A 14,621-nucleotide genomic window follows, 5' to 3' on the forward strand; every position below is an offset into this window, starting at 1 on the left:
GGGGCACATGGCCCCGGCTGCTGCCTTGCGATGCGATCAGACGCGTTCGAAGACAGTGGTGATGCCTTGGCCCAGGCCGACACACATGGTGGCGACGCCCAGGGTACCGCCGTTCTGCTTCATGACGTTGAGCAGGGTGCCGGAAATCCGCGCACCGGAGCAACCGAACGGGTGGCCCAAAGCAATCGCGCCGCCGTGCAGGTTAACCTTCTCATCCATCTTGTCGAGCACTTTCAGGTCCTTGAGCACCGGCAGGGCCTGTGCGGCGAAGGCTTCGTTGAGCTCGAAGAAGTCGATGTCAGCGATGCTCAGGCCTGCGCGCTTGAGCGCCTTCTGGGTCGAAGGCACCGGGCCGTAGCCCATGATCGCAGGGTCCACACCAGCAACGGCCATGGAGCGGATCACAGCCAGCGGCTGGACACCCAGGTCCATGGCGCGCTGGCCGGACATGACGATCATGCACGAGGCGCCATCGGTGATCTGCGACGAGGTACCGGCGGTGACAGTGCCCCCTTTCGGGTTGAACGCCGGCTTGAGCGCCGCGAGGCCTTCAAGGGTGGTTTCCGGGCGAATGGTTTCATCGTAGTCGAAGACCTTGAGGAAGCCATTCTCGTCATACCCCTGCATGGGGATGATCTCGTCCTTGAACTTGCCTTCGACCGTGGCCTTGTGCGCCAACTGGTGCGAACGCAGGCCGAACAGGTCCTGCTGCTCACGGGTGATGCCGTGCATCTTGCCGAGCATCTCGGCAGTGAGGCCCATCATCCCGGAAGCCTTGGCGGCGTGCAAGGACAGGTGCGGGTTCGGGTCGACGCCATGCATCATGCTGACGTGGCCCATATGCTCGACGCCACCGACCACGAACACATCACCGTTGCCGGTCATGATCGCCTGGGCGGCGGTGTGCAGCGCACTCATCGACGAACCGCACAGGCGGCTGACGGTCTGAGCCGCGGAAGTGTGCGGGATCTGGGTCATCAGCGAGGCCATGCGGGCGATGTTCCAGCCCTGCTCCAGGGTCTGGTTGACGCAGCCCCAGATGACGTCCTCGACTTCCTTCGGGTCGACCTTGTCGTTGCGTTCCAGCAGTTTGCTGATCAGGTGCGCCGACATGTCTTCGGCGCGGGTATTGCGGTGCATGCCACCCTTGGAGCGGCCCATCGGGGTGCGACCGAAGTCGACAATCACCACGTCTCTTGGATTCAGGCTCATATCAATAATCTCGCTCTAGCTCGTTGGCCACTCAGTTGAAGAAGCGCTGGCCGTTCTTGGCCATTTCACGCAGCTTCGCGGTCGGGTGGTACAGCGGCCCCAGATCGGCGTACTTGTCGGCCAGGGCGACGAACTCGGCGACCCCGAGCGAATCGATGTAGCGCAGCGCGCCACCGCGGAAGGGAGGGAACCCGATGCCGTAGACCAGGCCCATGTCCGCCTCGGCGGCGGTCTCGACGATGCCGTCTTCCAGGCAACGCACGGTTTCCAGGCACAGTGGCACCATCATCCAGTTGATGATGTCCTCGTCGCTCACTTCACGCTGCTCGAAAACGATCGGCTTGAGCACCTCCAGCACGGAGGGGTCGGCGACCTTCTTCGGCTTGCCACGCTTGTCAGTCTCGTAGGCGTAGAAGCCCTTGCCGTTCTTCTGGCCCAGGCGATTGGCCTCGTACAGGGCGTCGACGGCGGAGCGGCGGTCGTCCTTCATGCGCTCGGGGAAGCCCTCGGCCATCACGTCACGACCGTGGTGGCCGGTGTCGATGCCGACCACGTCCATCAGGTAGGCCGGCCCCATGGGCCAGCCGAATTTCTCCATGACCTTGTCGATGCGCACGAAGTCGACACCGGCGCTGACCAGCTTGGCGAAGCCGCCGAAGTACGGGAACAGTACACGGTTGACCAGGAAGCCTGGGCAGTCGTTGACCACGATCGGGTTCTTGCCCATTTTCTTGGCGTAGGCCACGGTGGTGGCGACCGCCACTTCGCTGGACTTCTCGCCGCGGATGACTTCCACCAGCGGCATCATGTGCACCGGGTTGAAGAAGTGCATGCCGACGAAGTTCTCGGGGCGCTTGAGGGCCTTGGCCAACAGGTTGATGGAGATGGTCGAGGTGTTGGAGGCGAGGATCGCCCCCTCCTTGACCTGGGCTTCCACTTCCGCCAGCACGGCCTGCTTGACCTTCGGGTTCTCGACCACGGCCTCGACGACGATGTCGACCTGGCCGAAGTCGCCGTAGGACAGGGTCGGACGAATGGCGTTGAGTGCCTCGGCCATCTTCGCCGGGGTCAGGCGGCCCTTCTCGACGCGCTTGCCGAGCAGCTTGGAGGCCTCGTTCAGACCCAGCTGGATAGCTTCCTCGCGGATGTCTTTCATCAGGATCGGGGTGCCCTTGACCGCCGACTGGTAGGCGATGCCGCCACCCATGATGCCGGCGCCGAGCACGGCGGCCTGCTTCACGTCATGGGCGATCTCGTCATGGGCCTTGGCTTTGCGCTTGAGCTCCTGGTCATTCAGGAACAGGCCAATCAGGCTTTCGGCGACCGAGGTCTTGGCCAGCTTGGCGAAACCGGCGGCTTCGACTTCCAGGGCCTTGTCACGGCCGAAGTTGGCGGCTTTCTGGATGGTCTTGATGGCTTCGACCGGTGCCGGGTAGTTCGGGCCGGCCTGGCCTGCGACGAAGCCTTTGGCCGTCTCGAAGGCCATCATCTGCTCGATGGCGTTGAGCTTGAGCTTTTCCAGCTTGGGCTGGCGCTTGGCCTTGTGGTCCAGCTCGCCGCTGATGGCGCGCTTGATCAGGTCCAGGGCACCGGCCTGCAACAGCTCGGGGGCGACCACAGCGTCGACGGCGCCGACCTTCAGGGCGTCCTCGGCGCGGTTCTCTTTGCCAGAGGCAATCCACTCGATGGCGTTGTCCGAACCGATCAGGCGCGGCAGGCGTACCGTGCCGCCGAAGCCCGGGTAGATGCCCAGCTTGACTTCCGGCAGGCCGATCTTGGCGTTGCTGGACATTACCCGGTAGTCGGCTGCCAGGCACATCTCCAGGCCGCCGCCCAGGGCGATACCGTTGATGGCTACGACGGTAGGTACGCCGAGGTCTTCGAAGTCGTTGAAGATACGGTTGGCTTCCAGGTTGCCGGCGACCAGCTCGGCCTCGGGCAGCTTGAAGTTGTCGACGAATTCGGTGATGTCGGCGCCGACGATGAACACGTCCTTGCCACTGCTGACGATCACACCCTTGATGGACGCGTCGGCCTTGATGGTGTCCACCGCCTGACGCAGCTCGTTCAGGGTGAGGCGGTTGAACTTGTTGACGGACTCACCCTTGAGGTCGAACTTCAATTCGACGATGCCGCTTTCAAGAGCCTTAACCGTGATGGCTTTACCTTCGTAAATCATCAACTGATCTCCACGATATGGAAGCTGAACTGTACACGCCGAACGCTGGTGCAGAGAGGGCTTGCCGCCCCTTGCCCAGGCACACCCGCCAGCGCGCTAGTCGGGATTCTGTAAGAGCAGTCTGACATACAAACGCTCAATTCATACGCCCGTTTGATTTGGGTACGCACACATTCTCCGAAAAGGTCGGCATTGTCAAATGCTCGAAAGCACCCGAAAAACGCGACTTTCCAGTCATTTTGTACTCCTGGGGGGATAAACCCTGATGACAGTGATCGCCGATCATTCATGTCAGCGATAAACCCTGGGCGAGGGGCGGCGCGGAAAATTTTACAAACACGTTCACGCAGTGCGGCTACACTGCGTCTGGATAAAACCTGTTTCCCGGCCTGCCTGGCCTTTTCGCGCGAGCGGAACGCATAGCGGCGGTACCCTTGTAGGGGACCGCCGCTATGTCGTTATGGGGAATGAATACGGGTCAGGCGAGGCTTTCGAGGGTGCGGGCAATATCCTGCAATACAGATTTATCGCCACGCTCACTCCAGTACAGGGCGATCATCCGGCTGTCGGCCTCGACCTTGTAGACGCTTGCCGGCAGGCGTGCGAAGCACTCACCGAGGCGCAGGTCTGCGCAGGGTTCGCGCCACTGGTTCCACCACACGCCCGGGCTGACCTGCCAGTAGCACCAGGCATCTTCGTGGCCGCGGCGGCGGGCACGGTGGTACTGCGGGCACGGGCTGGGCGGCTCGTTTTCCAGCCAGTGTGGCCACTGCTGGGGCGCCAGTTGCATGGCCAGGCCCATGCGCCGGCCCTCCAGGCGCAGGCTCATCTGCTCGCTCTGCTTGCGCGAGGGGCGTAGCCAGGCCAGCGGGCTGAGGATCAGCGCGAGGATTGACACCACCAGCCATACCGTCATATCTGTAGTTCCCATAAAGCGTTGCAAATAAGCGGGTTAGCCGGTTTCACGCAGCATCCGCCGGAAAGCGACCATACTTCTACTATCGCGACTGTCAGGAGTACCACTCATGTCCTACGAACATATTCTGGTTGCCGTCGACCTGACCGAGGAGTGCGACCCGGTGATCAAGCGGGCCAAGGCCCTGGCCCTGGCCTCCGCCGCCAAGGTGTCACTGGTGCACATCGTCGAACCGATGGCCATGGCATTCGGCGGCGACGTGCCAATGGACCTGTCGCAGTTGCAACAGCAGCAGTTCGACCAGGCCAAGGAACGCATGGAACGCCTGTTCAACAAGTATCCGGACATCCAGAAAGGCGACTCGCACCTGGTCTACGGCCAGCCGCGCCAGGAAATCCACCAACTGGCCAAGGACCAGAAGTGCGACCTGATCGTGGTCGGCAGCCATGGCCGGCACGGCCTGGCGCTGCTGCTGGGCTCGACCGCCAACGACGTACTGCACGGCGCGCCATGCGATGTGCTGGCGGTGCGCTTGCAGAAGAAGGAATGAGTTGAACCCATCGCGGGGCAAGCCCATTCCTAAAGGGTTGGCGGCAACCCCTCCGGAATGAGCTCGCCCCGCGACAAGCCTCTACCCTTCCAATTCGGCCCAACGCTCCACTAGCCCATCCAGCTCGGCCTGCATCTGCTCCAGCTTCGCCAGCACCGCCGAGGTTTCGCCAATCGGCCGCTGGTAGAAGCCTGGCGCATTGACCTCTTCCTGGGCCGCCGCCATCTTCTGCTCCAGCGCATCGATCTGCCCCGGCAGCGCCTCCAGCTCGCGCTGCAGCTTGTAGCTGAGCTTCTTCTTGTTGGCATCGGCAACCGGCGCAGCCACGGGCGTCGGCGCCGCCGCCTCGGCCACCACCTTCTCGACCACCGCGCTGCCCAACTCGGACTTGCCGCCCTTGCTCTCGCTCACCCCTAGCAACTTTGGCGAGCCGCCCTGGCGGATCCAGTCCTCGTAGCCGCCCACGTATTCACGCACCCGGCCCTCGCCTTCGAACACCAGGGTGCTGGTGACCACGTTGTCGAGGAAGGCCCGGTCGTGGCTGACCATCAGCACGGTACCCTTGAAGTTCGACAGCACCTCCTCGAGCAGCTCGAGGGTTTCCACATCCAGGTCGTTGGTCGGTTCGTCCAGCACCAGCAGGTTGGCCGGCTTGCTGAACAGCTTGGCCAGCAGCAAGCGCGCGCGCTCGCCGCCCGACAATGCCTTGACCGGGGTGCGCGCACGTTGCGGGCTGAACAGGAAGTCGCCCAGGTAGCTCAGCACGTGACGGCTCTGCCCGTCGATGTCGATGAAGTCCCGGCCTTCGGCCAGGTTGTCGATCACCGTTTTCTCCAGGTCCAGCTGGTGGCGCATCTGGTCGAAGTAGGCGACCTCCAGCTTGGTGCCACGGTCGACCTTGCCGGTGGTCGGCTCCAGGTCCCCGAGCATCAGCTTGAGCAAGGTGGTCTTGCCGGTGCCGTTGGCGCCCAGCAGGCCGATGCGATCCTGGCGCTGCAGCACCATGGAGAAGTCCTTGACCAGCTTCGGCCCCTCCGGGTGGGCGAAGCTGACGTTCTCCAGCACCATCACCTGCTTGCCGGACTTGTCGGCCACCTCGATCTGGATGTTCGCCTTGCCTTGGCGCTCACGGCGCTCGCCGCGCTCCACGCGCAGCGCCTTGAGGGCGCGCACGCGGCCTTCGTTGCGGGTGCGACGGGCCTTGATGCCCTGGCGGATCCACACCTCTTCCTGGGCCAGGCGCTTGTCGAACAGCGCGTTGGCGGTTTCCTCGGCGGCCAGCGCGGCCTCCTTGTGCACCAGGAAGCTGGCGTAATCGCCGTTCCAGTCGATCAGGCCGCCGCGGTCCAGCTCAAGGATGCGCGTGGCCAGGTTCTGCAGGAAGGAACGGTCGTGGGTGATGAACAGCACGGCGCCATTGAAACCGCTCAGGGCGTCTTCGAGCCAGGCGATGGCACCGATATCCAGGTGGTTGGTCGGCTCGTCGAGCAGCAGCAGGTCGGGCTCGGATACCAGCGCCTGGGCCAGCAGCACACGGCGGCGCCAGCCACCGGAGAGCTCGGCGAGGGTTTTGTCGGCCGGCAGTTGCAGACGGCTCAGGGTGCTCTCCACCACCTGCTGCAGGCGCCAGCCGTCGCGCGCTTCCAGCTCATGCTGGACGTGCATGAGCTTTTCCAGGTCTTCGTCACCGTGGATGTTCTGGCTGAGGTGATGATACTCGGCAAGCAGCGCGCCGACGCCGTCCAGGCCCTCGGCCACCACGTCGAATACCGAACGCTCGTCGGCCACCGGCAGCTCCTGCGGCAGCTCGCCGATCTTCAAGCCCGGGGCGCGCCAGATCTCGCCGTCATCGGGTTTCTGCTCACCTTTTACCAGGCGCAGCATGCTCGACTTGCCCGTGCCGTTGCGGCCGATGATGCACACCCGCTCGCCACGGGCGATCTGCCAGGACACTTTGTCCAGCAGCGGCATGGCGCCGAACGCGAGGGACACATCGCTGAATTTGAGCAGGGTCATGATCATCTCCAAAAACCGGGCGCGCATTCTACCTGACTTGCCCTTGGAAGGCATGCGCCGAAAGGCGGCCGAGGCGCTTTGCGACGCCTGGTCGGTGTTAACGATTCGATACAAGCACAGTGCTTTCATCCAGCGCCGGCAAACAGCTAAGCTAAGGGCAATAGACTTCAAACAGTGCTGGCTACGCCGTCACTTTTCATGGTTCAACTGCCCGGACGTATCATGCGCAGCCGCCTGTTCCAACTCGTTTCCTGTCTCGTGCTCACCGCCACCACCGCGGGCGCGGCACACGCCATCGACATCACCCAGCAACGCCAGTACTACGACGAGGCCAAGCGCGCCCTGGCCAAGGGCGACAAGGCCCCCTACCTGCGCTACGCCCAAGCGCTGAGCGACTACCCGCTGACGCCCTACCTGGCCTACGACGAGCTCACTGCGCGCCTCAAGACCGCCAGCAACGAGGAAATCGAGGGCTTTCTCGCCAAGCACGGCGACCTGCCACAGGCCAACTGGATGAAACTGCGCTGGCTGCGCTGGCTGGCCGAACGCGGCGACTGGAAGCCCTTCGTCAAATACTACGACCCCAAGCTCAACTTCACCGAACTGGACTGCCTCAACGGCCAGTACCAGCTGAGCCACGGCCTGCGCGCCGAAGGCTTCGCCACCGCCGAGAAGCTGTGGAACGTCGGCAAGTCGCAACCGGCGGCCTGCGACACCCTGTTCGGCATGTGGGCCGCCGAAGGCCAGCTCACCGAGGCCAAGCGCTGGCAGCGCGCCAAGCTCGCGGCCCAGGCTCGCAACTACGGGCTGGCCAACAACCTGGTCAACTCGCTGACCACGCTGGCACCGCAGGGCAAGCTACTGGTCGACGTGGCGCAGAAGCCCGAGCTGCTCAACCAACCGTCACGCTTCACCCCGGTCAGCGAAGCGATGTCCGACGTGGTCAGCCTTGGCCTGCGCCGCCTGGCTCGCCAGGACCCGGAGCAAGCCATGGCGTTGCTCGACGATTACGCCCAGCGCATGCACTTCTCCCGTGACGAGAAGGTCGCGATCGCCCGCGAGGTCGGCCTGACCCTGGCCCGCCGCTACGACCCGCGCGCGCTCGACTTGATGACTCGCTACGACCCCGAACTGCGCGACAACACCGTCAGCGAATGGCGCCTGCGCCTGCTGCTGCGCCTGGGCCGCTGGGAAGAAGCCTACGAGCTGACCCGCCGCCTGCCCCAAGACCTCGCCGACAGCAGCCGCTGGCGCTACTGGCAGGCACGCAGCCTGGAGCTGGCACAACCGAACAACCCGCAGATCCCATTGCTGTACAAGAACGTGGCGCGCGAGCGCGACTTCTACGGCTTCCTCGCCGCCGACCGTGCGCAAACCCCGTACCAGCTCAACAACAAACCGCTGGTGCTCAGCCAGCAACTGATGAACAAAGTGCGCAACACCCCGGGCGTGCGTCGCGCCCTGGAGTTCCATGCCCGCGGCCAGATCGTCGAGGGCCGTCGCGAGTGGTACCACGTCAGCCGCCACTTCAACCGCGACGAAATGGTCGCCCAAGCGCGCCTGGCCTACGACATGCGCTGGTACTTCCCGGCCATCCGCACCATCAGCCAGGCGCAATACTGGGACGACCTGGACATTCGCTTCCCGATGGCCCATCGCGACACCCTGGTACGCGAGGCCAAGGTACGCGGCCTGCATTCAAGCTGGGTGTTCGCCATCACCCGCCAAGAGAGCGCGTTCATGGAGGACGCCCGCTCCAGCGTCGGGGCCAGCGGCCTGATGCAGCTGATGCCCGCCACCGCCAAGGAGACCGCGCGCAAGTTCAACATCCCGCTGGCCTCCCCGACCCAGGTGTTCAACCCGGACAAGAACATCCAGCTCGGCGCGGCCTACCTGAGCCAGGTGCACAGCCAGTTCAACGGCAACCGCGTGCTGGCCTCGGCAGCCTACAACGCCGGCCCCGGTCGCGTGCGCCAGTGGCTCAAGGGTGCCAAGCACCTGAGCTTCGATGTATGGGTGGAATCGATCCCGTTCGACGAGACGCGCCAATACGTGCAGAACGTGCTGTCGTACTCGGTGATCTACGGGCAGAAGCTCAATTCGCCGCAGCCGTTGGTGGATTGGCACGAGCGCTATTTCGACGATATGTGAGAAATTTACGGGCCCTATCGCGGGGCAAGCCCGCTCCCACAGGAACCAATGTGTGGGGGCTTGCCCCACGATAAGGCCCGCAATCCACCCCCTACTCCAACACCTCGACCGGCATTCCCATCTCCAGGCGCCCCGCCCCATCCACCGCCACGTTCTGCCCGAACAACACATCCCCCTCCCGCTCACGGAAGGTCTTCAAGGTCGTCAACGGCTCCCGGTCGAGGCTGCGCTCGCCCGTATGCGGGTCCAGGGTCGTAAGGATGCAGCGCACGCTAGGCTTCAGTACCCGGAAGGTCATGTCGCCGATACGAATCCGCTTCCAGCCATCCTCGGCGAATGCCTCGCCGCCCTCGACCACCAGGTTCGGACGAAAGCGCAGCATCTCCATGGGCCGGCCGATCCGCCGATTAAGCTCGTCGAGCGAGGCCTGGCCGATCAGCAGCAGCGGGAAACCATCGGGAAACGCTGCACGGTCACTGTTCAGGCCGTAACCGCTGGGCAGATAGCGCGCCCGCTGCTCGGGGCAATGCACCAGGCGCACCGCCTTGCCGAGCAATTGGCTAAGCCAGGCGGCCGCGGCATCTCCGGCATCGGGCACGCGCAGGGTATCGCGCCAGATGGTCACACCGCGCAGATCCTCGTCAGCGGCGGGCACCTCCACTGACAACGGCGCCTGCCCGGGGCATTCGAGCAGCAACTGCCCGTCATCGGTGTAGCTGGCTTTGAGCTGACCCAGCCGCGGCCAGGCGCGCTGGGTGAGGAAACGACCATTGTCTTCCTCCACCACCATCCAGCGGCGATCGCCCTTCAGCCCCATGGGGTCCACCAGGGACTCGGGCAGGCACTGGGCCTGCCCCGACTTCACCGGATATCGATACAACGCACTGAGAAACATCCCTACCCGCCTTGTGCCAGTCGAAAAGCCAAGCTTATACCCGGCAGGCGGCGCGTGCAGGTCTCAGACAGTGGTGCGATCGAGCATCAGGCGCTCACGCACCACGTCCACCAGCCGGTCGGGCTGGAACTTGGAGAGGAAGTTGTCGCAACCGACCTTCTTCACCATCGACTCGTTGAAACTGCCCGACAGCGAGGTGTGAAGCACCACGTAGAGCCCGCGCAGACGCGGGTCGGTGCGGATCTCGGTGGTCAGGCGGTAGCCGTCCATCTCGGGCATTTCCGCGTCGGTGAAGACCATCAGCAGTTTCTCACAGACATTCTCGCCGGCATCGGCCCAGCTTTTGAGCAGACGCAGGGCCTTGAGGCCATCGCTGGCCACATGCAGCTTCATGCCCAATTGCGACAGTGTGTCGCGCAACTGCGCCAGCGCCACGTTGGAGTCGTCCACCAGCAGTACTTCGCAACCGCGCGCGCGGGCCAGCACCGGGTCGGCGAGCTTGTCGCGGGAGACCTTGGCGCTATAGGGCACGATTTCCGCCAGCACCTTCTCCACATCGATGATTTCCACCAGCTTTTCATCGACCTTGGTGATCGCCGTCAGGTAGTGTTGACGACCCGCGCTGGTCGGCGGCGGCATGATGGCTTCCCAGTTCATGTTGACGATGCGGTCCACGCCACCGACCAGGAACGCCTGCACCGAACGGTTGTATTCAGTGACGATGATGGTACTGTCCGGCCCCGGCTGCAGCGGGCGCATGCCAATCGCCTGCGACAGGTCGATCACCGGCAGGGTCTGGCCACGCAGGTTGACCACCCCGCAGACGAACGAGTGGCGCTGCGGCATCAGGGTCAGCTTGGGCAGTTGCAGCACCTCCTGGACCTTGAACACGTTGATGGCGAACAACTGCCGGCCCGCCAGGCGGAACATGAGAATTTCCAGGCGGTTCTCACCCACCAGTTGCGTGCGTTGGTCTACCGTGTCGAGAATGCCAGCCATTGGACGACCCCCAGGCTCTGAAGCGGAAAAAGTGATTGCATCTGCCCTGTATCGGCGCAAACTTCCACAGCTTGACCCCTGTCGTAAAATGCTGTGAAGCTGATTGATATCACTTTACCATCATGCTTTACTGACGACATATCCCTCCGCGACTCCCTCCGCGACCGCGTCCCCCGCGACGTCCCTCCGCCCTCAATCCCCCATCAGGGAAACCCCTAGTGGCAATCGGGTGCAACCTGATATTCGCGATATCCAATAGCCATTAATGTGACGCCAATCTCAATGCATGAACGGAGTCAGGCTTTTGTCAGCGATTGTCTTGGTGTGGCCCACCCCTGCTCCCACAGCCCGTCTGGGAGCCTCCTGATGGAACGCGCGCCATCGAACAGTGCCCTGCAGGATTTCCTGCTGGACGCGCAGGTCTTGCTGACCCAGTGCCAGGAGTGCCTGTTGCACCTGGAGCTGATCACCAACGACCCCGATGCCTGCCATGGCCTGAACGACAGCCTCGGCACTCTCGCCCGCCGAGCCGAAGCCCTGGCACTGTTCGAGGTGGCGCAGTACAGCGCTGACCTGCAACGGCTGCTCGCCCCCGCCTGCACCAGCGGACGCTTGCAAGGCGATGCGTTGAACACGGTGGACGCCTGTCTCACCTTGCTCGCCTGGCAGCTGGAGCTGGTCGACCCGCACACCGGACGGCTGAACCTCGACACCACGGAACAGCAACTGCTACTGGGCGAACTGGCCTCTGCACTCGGCCGCCCGAGCCCGCAATCGTGTGCGCCCCCTGAGGCGGCCGACCACGCGCCAACACCTGAACATCCTCCGCAGCAACGAAGCGCTCAATACCCCAACTAGGCCAACCTCGAACATGCACTGGCCACGGAACTAACCGTACTGTTCAAGCCTTCGCAATGTGCAACTAGGGAAGTTGTACAAGTTCTGTCTATGATCGCTGTCGTGTTGGCGCGTTAGTTGCACTTGGAAGTTTCCGCCATTTCAATCAATAATGGCACTCTGCTACTTACCGGATCGGACTGCACCTCGATCCGCCCCGCAGATTCCGAGGTTTACGGCAACTAGCCAGTCGCGACCAAAACAACTTGAAGTGATACCATGCGCGCAAGCGAGCACTTCCGTCGGATATACACATCCATCGGGGTGTGCATGGCCTTGATCGAAAGCAGGATGCCAAAGCCTCTGTCCCCAGACGCGCGGCCTGCGACCGCAATAATTCAGTGGCTTTCCTATCTATGCTCCCACGCTTGAAGATCACCCAGCGCTGCTGCTCTCGCACCTCCTTGCTGCGTTGGGCGACTGCCTTGCTGTGCGTGGTATCGCTGGCCGTCAACCTTCTGCACTACATGCATGGTCGGCCACTGTCGGCGGGCGTACTGCTGCTGCAAATGGCCGCCATGATCGGGATCGGCTGGCACCTGCGCCATTGGGCCAGGTCCATCAACCTGCGCCCGGCGGAACTGGCCGACCGCATGCTCAAGGTCCAGGAAAGTGAACGCCAGCACCTGAGCCGTGAGCTGCACGATGACATTGGCCAACTGCTCACCGCTGCGAAGTTGCAGGTGGAGTGGTTGCAACGTCGTGTACCCGACGATCTGCAAGCGCAGCTCGCCACCCTGCGTGGGACGCTGGATAACACCTTGACCAACGTGCGCGACGTCTCCGCGCTGCTCAACCCGCGCCAGCTCGCCAGCCTTGGCCTGGAAGCCAGCCTACGCGCCCATCTGGTGCGCGCCCTTGAGAACAGCAACGTGCGCTGGAGCCTGGAGTGCCAGCAGCGCCTGGGCGGCATCTCCGAAGATGTGGCCATCGCGGCTTTTCGCATCACCCAGGAAGCGGTCACCAACATGCTGCGCCACGCCCAGGCGCGCAACCTGCTCATTCGCCTGCAACGCACCCCGGCGGGCCTGGCCCTGCACATCGAGGACGATGGCCTGGGCTTCGTGCCCGTCGGCAGCCCCGCCGACGCGGGCCAACGTGGCATGGCCGGCATGCTGGAACGTGCCACGGCCCTGCAAGGCACCTTGACCGTTACCAGCCAGCCCGACCAGGGCACGCGCATCGACGCGCTGTTCCCGTGGCCACCACGCAGCCACGAACGCGCCAGGACCTCCTCCCCACATGATTAAACTGCTGCTGGTCGATGACCATTCGCTGATCCGCGCAGGCGTGCGTGCACTGGTCTCGGACATTCCGGGCTACACAGTAGTCGGCGAAGCCGACGACGGTAACCAACTGCTGGGCATGGTCCAGCAGGTGGCCCCGGACATCATCCTTCTGGACATTTCCATGCGCTCCACCAGTGGCCTCGACGCCCTGACCCAACTGCGCGCCAGCGGGTGCGACAGCAAGGTGCTGATTCTATCGATGCACACCGACCCGGAACTGATCATGCGTGCCCTGGAGAACGGCGCCCATGGCTACCTGCTCAAGGACACCACCGCCACCGAACTGGAACAGGCCCTGGAGGCCCTGAGCAATGACGAGCGCTACCTCAGCCCGGCCATTGCCCACACCGTGATCAGCCAGGCCCTGCTGCGCGCGCAGAGCGGCAAGCAGCCCCCCAGCGAGCGCCACAACCTGACCGCCCGCCAGCTGGAGATCCTGCGCCTGATCGTGCGCGGCAAGTCGACCCGGGAAATCGCCGCCGGCCTGGGCCTGTCGATCAAGACCGTGGAAACCCACCGTTCACAAATCATGAAACGCCTGCAGATCTACGACGTGGCGGGCCTGGTGCTGTTCGCCGTGCGCGAGAAGATCATCAGCCTGGACGACTGAGCAGCGGCGAATCGGCCGGCAGGTGCACGCGCAGCGCTGCCGGGCACGCCTCGAAGCGCAGGCTGTCGGCCTGCAACGGTTCACCGTCGAGGTTGATGTCCAACCCCTGGGAGCTCTTTATCTCCACCCAAGGCAGACGAGCACGAACGAACAGGCCTTCACCGGCCAGCAGGTCACGCAAGGCACCGACCATCTCCTGCGGCGCCGGCAAGATACCGATATCCAGCAAACCATCATCGGCCACCGCATCGGGGCACAGCACATGCCCGCCCCCAGCCTGGCGCCCGTTGCCAATGCCCAGTGCCAACAACTCGCCCTGCCAGTGAAAATTCGGCCCCTGCAGCTCCACCGACGCGGCCTGCAGCTCGCTGAAACGCGACAGCCCGGTGAACAGGTAGGCGGCAGCGCCCAGCACTTTCTTCAGGTCTTCCGAGGTGCTGGCCGTGACCTGGCTGCCGAAGCCGCCTGTGGCCATGTTGAGGAACATCTGCCCGCCGACCTTGCCCAGGTCGATGGGGCGCGCCGGCAGTTCCAGCAGTGCCAGCGCGGCGGCGGGCTCCAGGGGAATGCCCGCAGCCTTGGCGAAGTCATTGGCGGTGCCCAGGGGCAACAGCGCCAGGCTGGCCTTGGCGTTGGCCAACCCCATGGCTTCGGCGACGTCACGCAGGGTGCCATCCCCCCCACCGGCGATCACCTGGTCGTATCCGGCCTGTAGCGCCTCGCCAACCAGGCGCTCGGCATCGCCGCCCTCCCAGGTCAGGCGAACATCCAGCGTCCAGCCTCGCTCGCGCAGGTCGGCCACGGCGGCGCGCACCTCGTCGTTCAGGGCTTGCTTGCCATGCAGGATCAACATCGCCTTGCGCGCATCCATCGAAGCATCTCCGTAAAAGGGCCACCCCAATCTCGA

Annotated in this window: 12 protein-coding genes; 5 read left to right on the plus strand and 7 right to left on the minus strand. The window is 63.8% G+C overall.

The genetic code is table 11. The features are described 5' to 3' along the window. Positions 1-36 precede the first annotated feature (36 nt). The 3 genes from fadA to P0Y43_RS17200 form a co-directional block, all read right to left on the minus strand. Positions 37-1,212 (minus strand): acetyl-CoA C-acyltransferase FadA, encoded by a 1,176-nt coding sequence (gene fadA, locus P0Y43_RS17190; protein ID WP_275638469.1) that lies wholly within the window; start codon positions 1,210-1,212, stop codon positions 37-39. A 31-nt stretch (positions 1,213-1,243) separates the two neighbouring features. Continuing rightward, entirely contained in the window at positions 1,244-3,391 is a 2,148-nt protein-coding gene (gene fadB / locus P0Y43_RS17195; RefSeq protein ID WP_275638470.1) for a fatty acid oxidation complex subunit alpha FadB, read from the minus strand. A 478-nt stretch (positions 3,392-3,869) separates the two neighbouring features. Continuing rightward, complete coding sequence (locus P0Y43_RS17200; protein WP_275638471.1) at positions 3,870-4,307, minus strand: hypothetical protein; 438 nt, start codon at positions 4,305-4,307, stop codon at positions 3,870-3,872. A gap of 109 nt (positions 4,308-4,416) precedes the next feature. On the opposite strand from P0Y43_RS17200, the gene P0Y43_RS17205 reads away from it, so the two are divergent. Next, the gene (locus P0Y43_RS17205) at positions 4,417-4,857 is read left to right on the plus strand and encodes a universal stress protein (protein WP_275638472.1); all 441 of its coding nucleotides are present in this window, start codon (positions 4,417-4,419) and stop codon (positions 4,855-4,857) included. A gap of 81 nt (positions 4,858-4,938) precedes the next feature. Here the strand turns inward: P0Y43_RS17205 and P0Y43_RS17210 are convergent, their stop codons facing one another. Next, on the minus strand, positions 4,939-6,873 hold the full coding sequence (locus P0Y43_RS17210) for an ATP-binding cassette domain-containing protein (RefSeq protein WP_275638473.1): 1,935 nt from the start codon (positions 6,871-6,873) through the stop codon (positions 4,939-4,941). A 222-nt stretch (positions 6,874-7,095) separates the two neighbouring features. Between P0Y43_RS17210 and P0Y43_RS17215 the strand changes: the two genes are divergently transcribed. After that, positions 7,096-9,024 (plus strand): transglycosylase SLT domain-containing protein, encoded by a 1,929-nt coding sequence (locus P0Y43_RS17215; RefSeq protein WP_275638474.1) that lies wholly within the window; start codon positions 7,096-7,098, stop codon positions 9,022-9,024. Between the two features lie 91 nt (positions 9,025-9,115). Here the strand turns inward: P0Y43_RS17215 and P0Y43_RS17220 are convergent, their stop codons facing one another. Continuing rightward, positions 9,116-9,919 (minus strand): MOSC domain-containing protein, encoded by an 804-nt coding sequence (locus tag P0Y43_RS17220; protein WP_275638475.1) that lies wholly within the window; start codon positions 9,917-9,919, stop codon positions 9,116-9,118. A gap of 63 nt (positions 9,920-9,982) precedes the next feature. Then, positions 9,983-10,918, minus strand: coding sequence for a chemotaxis protein CheV (locus P0Y43_RS17225; protein WP_275638476.1), 936 nt, complete (start codon positions 10,916-10,918; stop codon positions 9,983-9,985). Between the two features lie 366 nt (positions 10,919-11,284). On the opposite strand from P0Y43_RS17225, the gene P0Y43_RS17230 reads away from it, so the two are divergent. The 3 genes from P0Y43_RS17230 to P0Y43_RS17240 all read left to right on the plus strand — a co-directional run bounded on the left by P0Y43_RS17230 (position 11,285) and on the right by P0Y43_RS17240 (position 13,714). After that, positions 11,285-11,776: a histidine kinase gene (locus tag P0Y43_RS17230; RefSeq protein WP_275638477.1), complete on the plus strand. Its 492-nt coding sequence runs from the start codon at positions 11,285-11,287 to the stop codon at positions 11,774-11,776. A 395-nt stretch (positions 11,777-12,171) separates the two neighbouring features. After that, on the plus strand, positions 12,172-13,065 hold the full coding sequence (locus P0Y43_RS17235) for a sensor histidine kinase (protein ID WP_275638478.1): 894 nt from the start codon (positions 12,172-12,174) through the stop codon (positions 13,063-13,065). Further along, the gene (locus P0Y43_RS17240; RefSeq protein ID WP_275638479.1) at positions 13,058-13,714 is read left to right on the plus strand and encodes a response regulator; all 657 of its coding nucleotides are present in this window, start codon (positions 13,058-13,060) and stop codon (positions 13,712-13,714) included. The genes P0Y43_RS17235 and P0Y43_RS17240 overlap by 8 nt, the downstream gene beginning before the upstream one ends. Here P0Y43_RS17240 and yegS read toward each other — a convergent pair. Then, complete coding sequence (gene yegS, locus P0Y43_RS17245; protein ID WP_275638480.1) at positions 13,698-14,585, minus strand: lipid kinase YegS; 888 nt, start codon at positions 14,583-14,585, stop codon at positions 13,698-13,700. The two genes, P0Y43_RS17240 and yegS, sit on opposite strands and share 17 nt — an antisense overlap. Positions 14,586-14,621 lie beyond the last annotated feature (36 nt).

The sequence above is a fragment of the Pseudomonas entomophila genome (genome assembly GCF_029193575.1).
Lineage (GTDB): Bacteria > Pseudomonadota > Gammaproteobacteria > Pseudomonadales > Pseudomonadaceae > Aquipseudomonas > Aquipseudomonas entomophila_G.

What these genes read in the sequence shown, in the direction of transcription:
- P0Y43_RS17220 (WP_275638475.1), bottom strand. Translation starts at nt 9,919, where the DNA reads ATGTTTCTCAGTGCGTTGTATCGATATCCGGTGAAGTCGGGGCAGGCC.
- P0Y43_RS17210 (WP_275638473.1), bottom strand. Translation starts at nt 6,873, where the DNA reads ATGACCCTGCTCAAATTCAGCGATGTGTCCCTCGCGTTCGGCGCCATG.
- P0Y43_RS17200 (WP_275638471.1), bottom strand. Translation starts at nt 4,307, where the DNA reads ATGACGGTATGGCTGGTGGTGTCAATCCTCGCGCTGATCCTCAGCCCG.
- P0Y43_RS17205 (WP_275638472.1), top strand. Translation starts at nt 4,417, where the DNA reads ATGTCCTACGAACATATTCTGGTTGCCGTCGACCTGACCGAGGAGTGC.
- fadB (WP_275638470.1), bottom strand. Translation starts at nt 3,391, where the DNA reads ATGATTTACGAAGGTAAAGCCATCACGGTTAAGGCTCTTGAAAGCGGC.
- P0Y43_RS17230 (WP_275638477.1), top strand. Translation starts at nt 11,285, where the DNA reads ATGGAACGCGCGCCATCGAACAGTGCCCTGCAGGATTTCCTGCTGGAC.
- P0Y43_RS17240 (WP_275638479.1), top strand. Translation starts at nt 13,058, where the DNA reads ATGATTAAACTGCTGCTGGTCGATGACCATTCGCTGATCCGCGCAGGC.
- P0Y43_RS17235 (WP_275638478.1), top strand. Translation starts at nt 12,172, where the DNA reads ATGCTCCCACGCTTGAAGATCACCCAGCGCTGCTGCTCTCGCACCTCC.
- fadA (WP_275638469.1), bottom strand. Translation starts at nt 1,212, where the DNA reads ATGAGCCTGAATCCAAGAGACGTGGTGATTGTCGACTTCGGTCGCACC.
- P0Y43_RS17215 (WP_275638474.1), top strand. Translation starts at nt 7,096, where the DNA reads ATGCGCAGCCGCCTGTTCCAACTCGTTTCCTGTCTCGTGCTCACCGCC.
- P0Y43_RS17225 (WP_275638476.1), bottom strand. Translation starts at nt 10,918, where the DNA reads ATGGCTGGCATTCTCGACACGGTAGACCAACGCACGCAACTGGTGGGT.
- yegS (WP_275638480.1), bottom strand. Translation starts at nt 14,585, where the DNA reads ATGGATGCGCGCAAGGCGATGTTGATCCTGCATGGCAAGCAAGCCCTG.